Origin of the sequence: Streptomyces sp. NPDC006294, from assembly GCF_042870895.1 — a bacterium.
In the GTDB taxonomy this organism is placed as follows: Bacteria; Actinomycetota; Actinomycetes; order Streptomycetales; family Streptomycetaceae; genus Streptomyces.
Genome location: NZ_JBIAHV010000002.1, coordinates 207,902 through 220,102, shown reverse-complemented (window position 1 = coordinate 220,102; position 12,201 = coordinate 207,902). Strand labels below are relative to the sequence as shown.

Sequence of the window (12,201 nt, the reverse complement as noted above, 5' to 3'; positions counted from 1 at the left end):
GGGGGCTTCTCCTTCGTACGAGTCCGTGTGGGGGGGGATCGCCTGACGGCAATGTGGACTGGACCAGTCCGGAGTGCGGACTCAATCTGGCATGGCCCTGACAGTGGTACAAGGCCACCGCCGGCGGCTTGCGCCTATTGGCCGGAGGCAATCACCGGATAGTGGTCGGACAGATCGGTGTACGTGTAGGTGGTGCCCCAACTGGAGACCGACCAGGGCGCACTCCGCTCCTTGATCACCTCATTGGTCCAGCCGGACGGCTTCACATGACCCGCCCGGTGCAGGACGTGATCCAGGTCCTCGCGCGGGTCGTCCGGGTAGCGCTCGGCGGCGATCGAGTTGTCCCGCGTGTCGAACGAGTACGGGTGGCCGGTGCGCCCGTCGGCCCCCACCAGACCGCCGTCGGCCAGCATCGAGGCGTACTCGGGGGTGCGCGAGTCCACGTTGAAGTCGCCCGCCACCACGACCTGCTCGGAGGCCGGGATGTTCTTGGCGTCCAGGAAGGCGTCCATGGCGCGGAACTGACGGCTGCGCATCCGGGCCGCCTCGCCCACGTCGCAGCCGGGGTCCGTGGACTGCGCGTGGGTGCCCACGACGTGCACCCGTACACCGTTCACGTCGAGGACCGCGTACACGAAGCCCTTGTTCGACCACCAGTCCGCGCCGCACGCGTCCTTGTAGACGTACTGCTCCTTGCGCACGATCGGCCATGTGCTGAGGACGGCCACCCCGCCGTCCTCCGGCGTCGTCGCCGAGTACGAGCCGCCGGTCGCGTCCCAGCCGCTCCTGCTCCGGCCCAGCACCGGTGTGCTGTGCGGATACCGGTCGGCGGCGGCCTGTATCAGCGCATCGGAGGAGGAGTTGTCGAACGCTTCCTGGAGGACCACGACGTCGTGGCCCTGGAAGAACGGCGCCGCGGGTATGGCCGCTGCCCGGTGGTCCTGGCCCCAGTTGGGGTAGAGGGACTTGCTGAAGAGGAACGCGTTGTAGGTGAGGACCTGCAGGTCCGGCGTCGCGGCGGCCGGCGCGGCGGCCGCCGACGGCGCCGCGCCCGCCAGGACGGTGGCGGCGAGCACGGCGGACAGGGCGGCGGACACGGCCGCGCCGGAGGCACGGCGGAGCTGGGGATGCGGCACTGGATCTCCCGTTCGTGGTGGGGGGTCACCTCCGGTCGGCAGACCGGCGCCGCACATCAAATCAGCCGTAGTTACCTTCTGGTAATGGTCAGGTGCCGGGTTTCTGTGCCCGACTTCACGATCAGGGGCCGAGCGGCAGCTTGAACCCGACGTGGGAGCCGGTGAAGCCGAGCCGCTCGTAGAACCGGTGCGCGTCGGCACGGGAGGCGTCGGAGGTGAGCTGGACCAGTTGACAGCCCTGGTCGCGGGATTCCTCGATCGCCCACTCGACGAACCGCTGCCCGAGTCCCTTGCCCCGCTCCGACGTGTGAACGCGCACCGCCTCGATGATCGAGCGGGTGCTGCCGCGACGTGACAGGCCGTGCACGATGGTCAGTTGCAGAGTGCCGACCACCGTTCCGGCACGCTCGGCCACCATCACGTACTGATGAGGGTCGTCCCGCAGCCGCTCGTACGCCGCCAGATAGGGTTCCAGGTCGTCGGGGGACTCCCTGCCCACCCCCATCGAGTCCTCGGCGAGCATGGCCACGATGGCCGGGATGTCGTCCGCGACGGCGGACCTGATCACGATGTCCGTCATGAGGCGCAGGCTATCCGGGCGCCTGCCCGCCACCCGGCGGGGCCAGGCGCCCGCCCTCAGTCGAGGTGTCACCGTTCGGGGAGGTGCTTGTACGGCCCGTGTACGGGTGGGTGGACGTGTCCCGGGGATCGCCGACCCCGTCGAACCCCGGCCGAGTGCAACGGCGTTGGCGTGCGCTGCGGTGCGAGCGGGGCGAACTCGGGGACGGAAGGGCGTGAGGGCAGGGCGGCTGCTGCAACACCTGCGGAAGCGGGCCGGGACTCCAAGGCGACAGGTGACGGGCCCGCGCTGCGGGTCGGTCAGGACGAGTGCGCCGCGTTCGTGGCACTCGCCGCCGGGTAGGGCCGCCGGGGCGGCTCCGCCGCAGGTCGCATACTGGAAGGTGACCGACCGGCCCGCACCCAGGGAGACGACCGATGAGCAGGGCAGCCGACGACGAACCCCTGCCGCCGCCGCCCGGGGGCGTGCTCTGGGGGCTCGCCGGTGACGTCCGGGCCCTGCTGATGCTGCCCGCGGCGCTCACCATGCAGGTCGCCCACCCCGCCGTCGGCGCGGGCGTCGACGAGCACTCCGTCTTCCGCACCGACCCCTGGGGCCGCGGCGAGCGCTCGCTGCGCTCGCTCCAGCTGTGGATCTACGGCGGCGAGGCGGCCGCCGCGGAGGGCCGCAGGCTCCGCGAACTGCACCGCACCATCCAGGGAACGGACGCGCACGGCCGCCGCTACCACGCGCTGAGCCCGGCCTACTACTCCTGGGTCCACGCCACCGGCTTCCCCGTCTACCGGCACGCCGCCCGCTACCTGGTGCGCGAACTGACCGGCGCCGAGGAACGGCAGCTGTACGCGGAGTGGCTCCAGGTCGGCCGGATACTCGGCATCCACGACCGGGACATGCCGCAGTCGATCGAGGAGTTCTGGCCGTACTACCGCAAGGTGCTGGCCGACGAGCTCGAGGCGACCGTCGTCGTACGGGAACTGGTCGCCGTCGACCAGCCGGTGCCCCCGCCCGATCGGGGGCCGCTGCCCGTCCGGCTGGTGCTGCGCGCGCTGTGGCCGGTGCTGGCCCCGCCGCTGGCCCGCTTCCGCCGGTTCATGACCATCGGGCTGATGCCGCCGGACGCGCGGGAGGCCATCGGGTTGCCCTGGACCGGCGCCCAGGAGCGCCGGCTGCGGCGCTTCGCCCGGGTCGTACGGGCCGTGGTGCCCGTACTTCCCGAGCGGCTGCGCTATCTGCCTCTCGCCCGCGAGGCGCGCCGGGCCGAGCGGCTCAGGTCAGGCCGCCGCGCGCGATGACGTCCGCGTACCAGTGCGCGCTGTCCTTGAAGGTGCGGCGCTGCGTCGCGAAGTCGACGTGCACGATGCCGAACCGCTTGCTGTAGCCGTACGCCCACTCGAAGTTGTCCAGCAGGGACCACAGGAAGTAGCCCCGTACGTCCGCGCCTTCACCGATCGCCCGGTGCACCGCCGAGAGGTGGGCGTGCAGATAGGCCACCCGCTCCGGGTCGTGTACCTCGCCCGACGGGTCGGCGTAGTCGTCGTACGCCGCGCCGTTCTCGGTGATCACCAGCGGCACGCCCGGCAGCTCGTCGCGCAGCCGGATCAGCAGCTCGTGCAGGCCGTCGGCGTCGACCGGCCAGTCCATCGCGGTGCGCGGACCGGGCGCGGGTAGGAACCGTACGTGCTCCTCGGCGCCGGCCCACGGCGAGGGCGACTCGGAGGAGCCCGCGGCGACGACGGTGGGGGAGTAGTAGTTGATGCCCAGCGAGTCGATCGGCGTGGCCGCCGCCGCCAGGTCGCCGTCCAGCACGAACGACCAGTCGGTGACCGCCGCGGTGTCCCGCACCAGGTCCTCGGGGAGCCGGCCGCGGAAGACCGGGTCGAGGAAGACGCGGTTGCCGACCGCGTCGATACGGCGGGCCGCGTCCAGGTCCTCGGGCGAGTCGGTGTGGGCCCGCACCGCATGGAGGTTGAGCGTCAGTGAGATCTCCGAGCCCGACGGGAGCCCGGCGCGCAGGGTCTGCGCGGCCCAGCCGTGCGCCAGGTTGAAGTGGTGGGCGGCGCGGAGCGAGGCGAGCGGGCTGGTGCGGCCGGGGGCGTGGACCCCGTTGCCGTAGCCGAGGAAGGCGGCGCACCAGGGCTCGTTGAGCGTCGTCCAGGTGGCCACCCGGTCGCCGAGCGCCTCCGCCATGATCCCCGCGTACTCGCCGAACCGCTGGGCGGTCTCCCGCTGCGGCCAGCCGCCCGCGTCCTCCAGCTCCTGCGGCAGGTCCCAGTGGTAGAGCGTGGCCACCGGCCGGATGCCGGCGTCCCGCAGCTCGTCGACGAGCCGGCGGTAGAAGTCGAGGCCCTTCTGGACGGCGGGGCCGCGGCCGGTCGGCTGGACCCGGGGCCAGGCGACGGAGAACCGGTAGTCCGTGACGCCGAGCCGGCGCATCAGGGCGACGTCCTCGCGCATCCGGTGGTAGTGGTCGGCCGCGATGTCACCGGTGTCGCCGTTGCGGACCTTGCCCGGGACGCGGCTGAAGGTGTCCCAGATGGAGGGGGTGCGGCCGTCCTCGGCCGCCGCGCCCTCGATCTGATAGGCGGCGGTGGCGGTGCCCCAGCGGAATCCGGTGGGGAACCGGAGCGTCGTGGTGGTGTCGGGGCGTGCGTCGAGCGCGGTCATGAGGTGGGACTCCCAGGGTTGAGACGTCGAGCGAGGAGAGTGACGGTGCGGCCGTGTCCGGCTGATCGGGGCCGGACACCGCCCGGGGTCTTTCGTCGGGACAGCCCGGCGGGATCCGGACGAGAGGTCCTAGCCCTTGACCGCGCCCTGCATGATGCCGCCGACGATCTGCCGGCCGAGCAGGCCGAAGACCAGCAGTACCGGCAGCGTGCCCAGCAGGGTGCCCGCCATGATCACGGACTGGTCGTGCACATAGCCGCCGCCGAGCTGGCGCAGCGCCACCTGGACGGTCGGGTTCTGCGAGGAGAGCGCGACGATCGGCCAGAAGAAGTCGTTCCAGGCGGCCATGAACGTCAGCATGCCGAGCACGGCCATGCCGGGCCGGGCGACGGGCACCACGATCGACCAGAAGATACGGGCGGTGGAGGCGCCGTCGACGCGGGCGGCCTCGATCAGCTCGTCCGGCAGCGACTGCACCAGGTACTGGCGCATGAAGAACACACCGAAGGCGGAGACCAGGCCGGGGAGGATCACCGCCTGGAGCTGGTTCACCCACTGCAGTTCGGCGATCAGCATGAACAGCGGGATGACGCCGAGCTGCGGCGGGATCATCATCGTGCCGACCGTGACCGCGAGCAGCGCGCCCCGGCCGCGGAAACGCAGCTTGGCGAAGGCGAAACCGGCGAGCGTGCAGCACAGAACGGTGCCCACGGTGATCGAGCCGGAGACGATGAGGGAGTTGAGGAGGGCCTTGCCGATGTCGGCCTCCTCCAGCACCGCCTCGAAGTTGCGGAGCAGGTTGGGCCCCGGCAGCAGTGTCGGCGGCACCTTCGCCAGGTCCGCGTTGGAGCGGCTGGCGGCGACGATCGTCCAGTAGAACGGGAACGCGGAGACGAGGAAGGCGGCGATCAGGAAGGCGTAGGCGAGCTTGCCGCCCTTCGTCACGCGGCCCGCGCCGGACTTGCGGCGGCGGGGCCGCGCCTCCTTGCGGCTCCGGTCGGCCGGCTGCTTCGTCGGCGGGTCGGCGAGCGCGGTCATCGGCCGGCCTCCTTGCGGGAACGGCGGCGCGCGATCAGGGCGTTGACCCCGACGAGCACCACGATCAGCACGAACATCACCCAGGCGATGGCGGCGGCGCGCCCCAGGTGGAAGAAGCCCCAGCCCTGCTCGTACATGTAGAGCCCGAGCGTCTGGTACTGGTGCGAGATGCCGCCGGAGATGGAGCCCTCGAACAGCAGCGGCTCACCGAAGAGCTGGGTCGCGCCGATCGTGGAGACGACCACGGTGAACAGGATCGTGGGGCGCAGCCCCGGCAGCGTGACATGGAAGAACTGCCGCCACCGGGAGGCGCCGTCCACCTCCGCCGCCTCGTACAGTTCGGAGGGGATGGACTGCATGCCGGCCAGGTAGATCAGCGCGTTGTAGCCGGTCCAGCGCCAGATGACGATGGTCGACACGGCGATCTGCGAGGCGACGGTGCCGGTCTGCCAGTCGACGGGGCCGATGCCGACCACGCCCAGGGCGTAGTTGATCAGTCCGAAGTCGCGTCCGAAGAGCTGGGCGAAGACGAGCGTGGCGGCGGCCACGGACGTCGCGTACGGCAGGAGCATCGCGGTGCGCAGGAAGGTGCGGCCGCGCAGGCGGTAGTTGAGCAGGTGCGCGAGGCCGAGCGCCATCACGAGCTGCGGCACCGTGGAGAGTACTCCGATGGTGAACGTGTTGCGCAGCGCCGTCCAGAAGAACTCGTCGCTCAGCAGCGCGGTGTAGTTGCCCAGTCCGCGCCACTCCATGTCGCCCGGGGTCTGCAGCTCCACGCGGTAGAGGGAGACGAACGCCGTGTAGATCAGCGGGAAGAGCCCGAAGGCGGCGAACAGGGTGAAGAACGGGGCGATGTAGGCGTACGGCGAGAGCTTGCGCCAGGCGCGTCGCACGACCGGCGGCCGGGGCGCCGAGACCGGATCCTGTTCCGGTTTCGGCTCCGGCTTCGCGGTAGCGGTGAGGGTCACGGGGCGGCCCTTCGGGGCGAGTCGGTACGGGGCTGGGCTGCGGGGCGAGTCGGTGCGGGGCGGGCTGCGGGCCTGGGCTGCGGCCGGGCTTTCCGGATCGTGCGGGCGCCTGGTCCGGGGGCGCGGCCTTCGGGCCGGTCCGGTGCGGGGGTCGGGTGACGACGGACCGGCCCGAAGGGGTTTCTCGTCCGGACCGGGCCTGACGGACCGGCCCGGTCCGGACGAGAGGCGGTGGGCGTCAGCCGATGGTGTTCTCGACGCCCTTCTTGGCGTTCCCCCACGCCTTCTCGGACGAGATGCCCTTGCGCTCGACCTCGTTCAGCGCGTTGGTGATCTGCTGGTTGACGTTCTGGTCGTGCACGCCGAGGACCTGGACCGGGGCCTCCTTGGCCGCGTCACCGAAGATCCGGCCGATCGGCGCGCCGGAGAAGTACGGGTCCGTGGCGTCCGCGACCTTCTCGATGGCGCCGGTGGAGGAGGGGAAGTTGCCCTGCTTCTGGAACAGCTTGGCCTGCTGCTCGGGCGCGGTGAGCCACTGGATCAGCTCGTACGCCGCCTTCTTGTGCTTCGCCGCGCGCGGCACCGAGAGGTAGGAGCCGCCCCAGTTGCCGGCGCCGCCGGGCAGCTTGGCGATGTCCCACTTGCCCTTGCCGCTGTCACCGGCCTGGCCCTTGATGTAGCCGAGCATCCAGGCAGGGCACGGGATGGTGGCGAAGGAACCGGCGGCGAAGGCCTGGTTCCACTGCGGCGACCACTGGTCGAGCTTGGCGCTCAGGTCGCTCTCCGCGGCCTTGACGGAGGTGTCCCAGGCCGTCTTCAGCGCCGGGTTGGTGTCCCAGATCAGCTTGCCGGACGCGTCGTAGTAGCGCTCCTCCTCCTGGCCGATCATGATGGAGAAGAGGCTGCCGACGCTGTCCAGCCAGGCGCTCTTGGCGGGCGCCTTGGCCTTGTACTGCTTGCCGAGATCGAGATAGCCGTCCCACGTCGACCACTTCTTCGCGAGTTCCTCGCGGTCGGTCGGCAGGCCGGCCTGCTTGAACAGGTCGGTGCGGTAGCACATGGCCTCGGGGCCGACGTCGGTGCCGAGGCCCAGGACCTTGCCGTCCTCGGTGGTGGCCGCGGCCCACTTGGCCTCGGCGAACTGGCTCTTCAGCTTGTCCGCGCCGTACTTGGTCAGATCCTCGAACTTGTCGGACTGCTGCTGGGTGACCGACGCGATCCGCCCGACCTCGATGCCCTGGACGTCCGCGAGACCGCCGCCGCCGGCCAGCCGGGTCTGGAGCGACTTCCAGTAGTCCGCCTCGTCCTCGGTGTCGGTCTGCTTGATCGTGACGTCCGGGTTCAGCTTCTCGTACTCGGCGTAGAGGCCGGCCTCCTTGTAACCGAAGGAACCGAACAGGTCGACGGTGAGCGTGACCTTCCCGCCCTCGCCGTCGGAGGCGGTGTCCGACGAACCGGATCCGCAGGCGGCGAGCAGTGCCCCGGCGAGTGCGACGGCACCGAGACGGACGGCAGCCCTTTTGGCGGTTCTGGCTATGGGCATGGGAAGCCTCCCTTGGCTTCGGGGTGGGACGAGCACGTGAGAGCGCTCTCAAACATGCGCTTGGAGAGTGCCCCGCCGGAACTCGCCTCGTCAAGACTCGAAGGCGTAACGGCTTGGACTCGGGCCCAACTACCGGCTGTGTTCGATGTATTGACACATGTGTTTCAGGGGTTTTACGTTTCGGCCATCTGAGAGCGCTCTCAGCCACCCGTCTCGTGATGACTTGAGGTGCCGCATGCCAGCCCCCCGCACCAGGCCAGCAGCCGCGCTGGTCCTGGCCTCAGCCATGGCCGTCGTCGGCCTCGGCCCGGCCGCCGCACCGGCGGCCGCAGCCACCGTCCCCGTAGGCTCCGGCAGCTACTCCGACACCCGCCCCGCCGGTACGTCGGGCCCCACCACCAACACCGGAGCGCCGGTCACCCCCAAGGTGACCGCCGCCGCCAGGAACCGGCCCGTGCCCACCAACGACTGGTGGTCCTCCCTCGCCTTCCAGCGCTACGGCGACAACCCGTACTCGACCCCCATGTACGGGCACCCCCTCACCTACCAGGCCACGTCCGGCGGACTCGACGTCGGCTACCCGACCTCCGCAGCGATCGTCGGCGACGGCCGCCAGTACGAGTACGCCCACAAGCGCGACCTGACCATCGGGCTGACCGGCCTCAACTCGCCCGACACCAAGGCCGACGACTGGTCCGACTGGACGGTGACCCCCTACTGGTCCGACGGCGCCCGCACCCTGCGCACCACCATCGGCCACGGCTCCCCGTTCGTATACGCCAAGGGCTCCGGCGGCAACGCGCAGATCACCACCGCCGCCGCGCCCGCCGTCTTCGCCGACCAGGGCAACGTCCTCGGCATCACCGTCGGCGGACACCACTACGCCCTGTTCGCACCGTCCGGCAGCGACTGGAACGTCTCCGGCTCCACGATCACCGCCGGCCTCGGCTCCAAGGACTACTTCTCCGTCGCCGTACTGCCGTCCACCGGCGCGCTGGCGACCTTCCGGAAGTACGCCTACAGCTTCGTCACCGGCTCCAAGGCCACCTGGAGCTACGGCGGCGGCACCGTCCGGGCCACCTACCAGCTCAGCACCGAGGCCAAGGAGGGCACCGAGCGCGGCACGCTCCAGGCCCTCTACCGCCACCAGTGGCTGAACACCACGGACCCGCTCACGTCCTACACCTACGTCTCCCCGCGCGGCACGATGAAGGTCCGCGAGTCGGCGTCCTTCACCACCAGCCAGAAGGCCGCCGCGGTGCTGCCCGCGGTGCCGAAGTCGAACGGCGTGGACGCCGCCCGGCTGCGCGGCTACCTGAACGAGGTCGTGAACGCCTCCGACCCGTTCTCCGGAGCCTCCGACACCTACTGGACCGGCAAGGCGCTCGGCCGCCTCGCACAGCTCGTGCCGGTCGCCGAGCAGATCGGCGAGACGGGCACCCGCGACCGGCTCCTCGGCCTGATCAAGGGCAAGCTGCAGGACTGGTTCACGGCGGGAGGCGGAGGCGAGTTCAGCTACGACAAGGACTGGAGGACCCTCACCGGCTACCCCGCCTCCTACGGCAGCGACACCGAACTCAACGACCACCACTTCCACTACAGCTACTACGTCTACGCGGCCGCCATCGTCGCCCAGTACGACCAGGCGTGGGCCGCCGACTCCGCCTGGGGCGGCATGGTCAAGACCCTGGTCCGCGACGCCGCCAACCCCAGCCGCACCGACACCGCCTTCCCCTTCCTGCGCGGCTTCGACGTCTACGCCGGCCACAGCTGGGCCTCCGGCCACCAGGGCTTCGCCGCCGGCAACAACCAGGAGTCCTCCTCCGAGTCCACCAACCTCAGCGCCGCCCTCGTCCTGTGGGGCTCCGCCACCGGTGACACCTCGCTGCGCGACCTCGGCACGTTCCTGCTGACCACCGAGTCGGAGTCGATCGCCCAGTACTGGTTCGACGCCGACGAGCAGGTCTACCCGGCCGGCTTCAACCACGACACGGTGGGCATGGTCTGGGGCAGCGGCGGAGCCTACGCCACCTGGTGGACCGCCAACCCCGAGGAGATCCACGGCATCAACGTCCTGCCCGTGACCGGCGGTTCGCTGCACCTCGGCGGCGAGAAGACCGCGATCCGGCGCAACATCGCGGAGATGGAGCGCGAGAACGGCGGCCCGGCCGTCGAATGGCGCGACATCCTCTGGGAGTTCCAGTCCCTCGCCGACCCCGGCTCGGCCAAGGCCAAGTGGGACGCCGGCCACGCCGGCTACACCCCGGAGCAGGGCGAGTCGAAGGCGCACACGTACCACTGGATCAACACCCTCGACACCCTCGGCGCACCGGACGCCACCGTGACCGGTGACATCCCGACCTCCGCCGTCTTCACCAAGGGCACGACCCGCACCTACGCCGCCCACAACCACGGCTCGACCGCCCGCACCGTCACCTTCTCCGACGGCAAGACCCTCTCCGTGCCGGCCCGTTCCACGGCGACCGGCAGCGGGACCGGCGGGGGCGACCCCGACCCCGACCCGGACCCGGAGCCGCCGACCGGCAACACCTTCCAGCTCCGCAGCGGCGGCGCCCTGACCACGGCCACCGGCGGCACGGCCGGCAGCGACACCATCGCCTCCGCCGGCGGCGCCAACCACGACGGCACCCCGCACCAGCCACTGGTCTACGAGATCCGCGGCGTCAACGGCACGCTCAAGTCGGGCGCGTCGACCGCCTTCCGGCTCCAGGTGGACGCGGGCAGCACGGTCGGACTCGGCCAGCAGGCCCGGATCAGCTACGACTTCACCGGCGACGGCCGCTTCGACCGGACAGAGACGTACCACTACTTCGCGACCGACCCGGTCACCGGCTGGGAGGAGTACACGCAGGCACGCGGCCTCAAGGCGGTCACGGGCACACCGGGCAACCTGGCCGGCGGCACCGTACGCCTCGAGGTGTGGAACGCCATCGGCAACGGAACCTCGAAGCTGCAGACCGGCACGGACAAGTCCGTCCTGGTGATCCCCTACAGCTGACGGTCTCCGAGCCGGGGCTCACGGCTCACCACCGCGACACCGCACAGGCGGCGGGCATCGGAGTCAGGCCGATGCCCGCCGCACCAGCGTGGTGGGGGTGATCACGGACGCGGGCGCCGCACCGCCCGACTCGTTCAGCAGCCGCATCAGCAGCCGGACCATCAGCCGCCCCATCCCCTCGATGTCCTGGCGCACCGTGGTCAGCGGCGGGTCCGTCGTGCCGACGACCGTGGCCATGTCGTCGAAACCGACCACGGCCACGTCGTCCGGCACCCGCAGTCCGCGCTCGCGCAGCGTGCGCAGCGCGCCCGACGCCATCAGGTCGTTCGAGACGAAGACCCCGTCGAGATCCGGGCGGCGCTCCAGCAGCGCCGCCATCGCCCGCGCGCCGCTCTCCTCCGTGAAGTCGCCCTGGCAGCACAGGCCGGGGTCCGCGTCCACCAGGACGTCGTGATAGCCGTCGGTCCGGTCCTGCGCCGAGGTCTGGTCGCGCGGCCCCGCGATATGGGCGATGTTCCGGCAGCCCCGCGCGACCAGATGGCGGACGGCCTCCCGGGCGCCGCCGCGGTTGTCGGCGTCCACGTAAGGGACGGTGAGGTCGGAGCCGGAGACCGGGCGCCCGCCGAAGACCATGGGGATCTTCGTCCTGCCGATCAGCGCGGGCAGTTCGTCGTCGTTGTGCAGGGAGAACGCGAGAGCCCCGTCGACATGTCCGCCGCCGAGGTAGCGGGCGATCCGGTCGTGGTCCCCGGGGCCCTCCACCCACAGCAGCACCAGCTGGGAGTCGTACGCCGTGAGCTCACGGCTGATCCCGCGCACCTGCTGCTCGAAGAACGGGTCGGAGAAGATCCGCATCTCGGGCTCCGCGATCACCACGGCGACCGCGCCGTTGCGCCGCGTGACCAGGGTGCGCGCCGCGTGGTTCGGCACGTAACCGAGTTCCTCCACCGCCTGGCGCACCTTGTCGACCAGCGGCGCGCGCACCCCCACGCCGCCGTTCACGACCCGGGAGGCCGTGGCGCGGGAGACACCCGCGCGCGCCGCGACGGCCTCCAGGGTGGGGCGGGACCCAGCGGTCTGCTCCGACACGTGAGGCGCTCCTCGTCTGCTCCAGTGATGTTCCAGTGCGCCGGTCGGCGACATGATCTGACACGGACAGGATATCTGCCCGGTCAGACGTGTTGAGAGCGCTTCCATCGAGGCGGCCCACCGAAGTGCGCGAGCCCGGCCGGCGCCCTCGTCAGGTAGGGCGC

Annotated in this window: 9 protein-coding genes; 2 read left to right on the top strand and 7 right to left on the bottom strand. The window is 71.1% G+C overall.

Annotated features, from left to right (window positions below):
* Nucleotides 1-134: 134 nt before the first annotated feature.
* A complete protein-coding gene (gene sph, locus ACFYOP_RS03940; protein WP_356890780.1) occupies nt 135-1,136 on the bottom strand; it encodes a sphingomyelin phosphodiesterase in 1,002 nt (333 codons plus the stop codon).
* Between the two features lie 121 nt (nt 1,137-1,257).
* Entirely contained in the window at nt 1,258-1,716 is a 459-nt protein-coding gene (locus tag ACFYOP_RS03935; protein WP_356890782.1) for a GNAT family N-acetyltransferase, read from the bottom strand.
* 416 nt (nt 1,717-2,132) lie between these two features.
* On the opposite strand from ACFYOP_RS03935, the gene ACFYOP_RS03930 reads away from it, so the two are divergent.
* On the top strand, nt 2,133-3,008 hold the full coding sequence (locus ACFYOP_RS03930; RefSeq protein WP_356890784.1) for an oxygenase MpaB family protein: 876 nt from the start codon (nt 2,133-2,135) through the stop codon (nt 3,006-3,008).
* Here ACFYOP_RS03930 and ACFYOP_RS03925 read toward each other — a convergent pair.
* From ACFYOP_RS03925 to ACFYOP_RS03910, 4 genes are all read right to left on the bottom strand, one after another.
* Nucleotides 2,983-4,380: a GH1 family beta-glucosidase gene (locus ACFYOP_RS03925; RefSeq protein ID WP_356890786.1), complete on the bottom strand. Its 1,398-nt coding sequence runs from the start codon at nt 4,378-4,380 to the stop codon at nt 2,983-2,985. The genes ACFYOP_RS03930 and ACFYOP_RS03925 overlap by 26 nt on opposite strands.
* 129 nt (nt 4,381-4,509) lie before the next feature.
* Nucleotides 4,510-5,418: a carbohydrate ABC transporter permease gene (locus tag ACFYOP_RS03920; RefSeq protein WP_356890788.1), complete on the bottom strand. Its 909-nt coding sequence runs from the start codon at nt 5,416-5,418 to the stop codon at nt 4,510-4,512.
* On the bottom strand, nt 5,415-6,386 hold the full coding sequence (locus ACFYOP_RS03915) for a carbohydrate ABC transporter permease (protein WP_388450788.1): 972 nt from the start codon (nt 6,384-6,386) through the stop codon (nt 5,415-5,417). The genes ACFYOP_RS03920 and ACFYOP_RS03915 overlap by 4 nt, the downstream gene beginning before the upstream one ends.
* 238 nt (nt 6,387-6,624) lie before the next feature.
* Nucleotides 6,625-7,929 carry an extracellular solute-binding protein gene (locus ACFYOP_RS03910; protein ID WP_356890790.1) on the bottom strand — a complete coding sequence of 435 codons (1,305 nt, stop codon included), beginning with the start codon at nt 7,927-7,929 and terminating at the stop codon, nt 6,625-6,627.
* Between the two features lie 235 nt (nt 7,930-8,164).
* Between ACFYOP_RS03910 and ACFYOP_RS03905 the strand changes: the two genes are divergently transcribed.
* Nucleotides 8,165-10,948 carry a glycosyl hydrolase gene (locus tag ACFYOP_RS03905; RefSeq protein ID WP_356890792.1) on the top strand — a complete coding sequence of 928 codons (2,784 nt, stop codon included), beginning with the start codon at nt 8,165-8,167 and terminating at the stop codon, nt 10,946-10,948.
* 63 nt (nt 10,949-11,011) lie between these two features.
* Here ACFYOP_RS03905 and ACFYOP_RS03900 read toward each other — a convergent pair whose 3' ends face one another.
* On the bottom strand, nt 11,012-12,037 hold the full coding sequence (locus tag ACFYOP_RS03900; protein WP_356890794.1) for a LacI family DNA-binding transcriptional regulator: 1,026 nt from the start codon (nt 12,035-12,037) through the stop codon (nt 11,012-11,014).
* Nucleotides 12,038-12,201 lie beyond the last annotated feature (164 nt).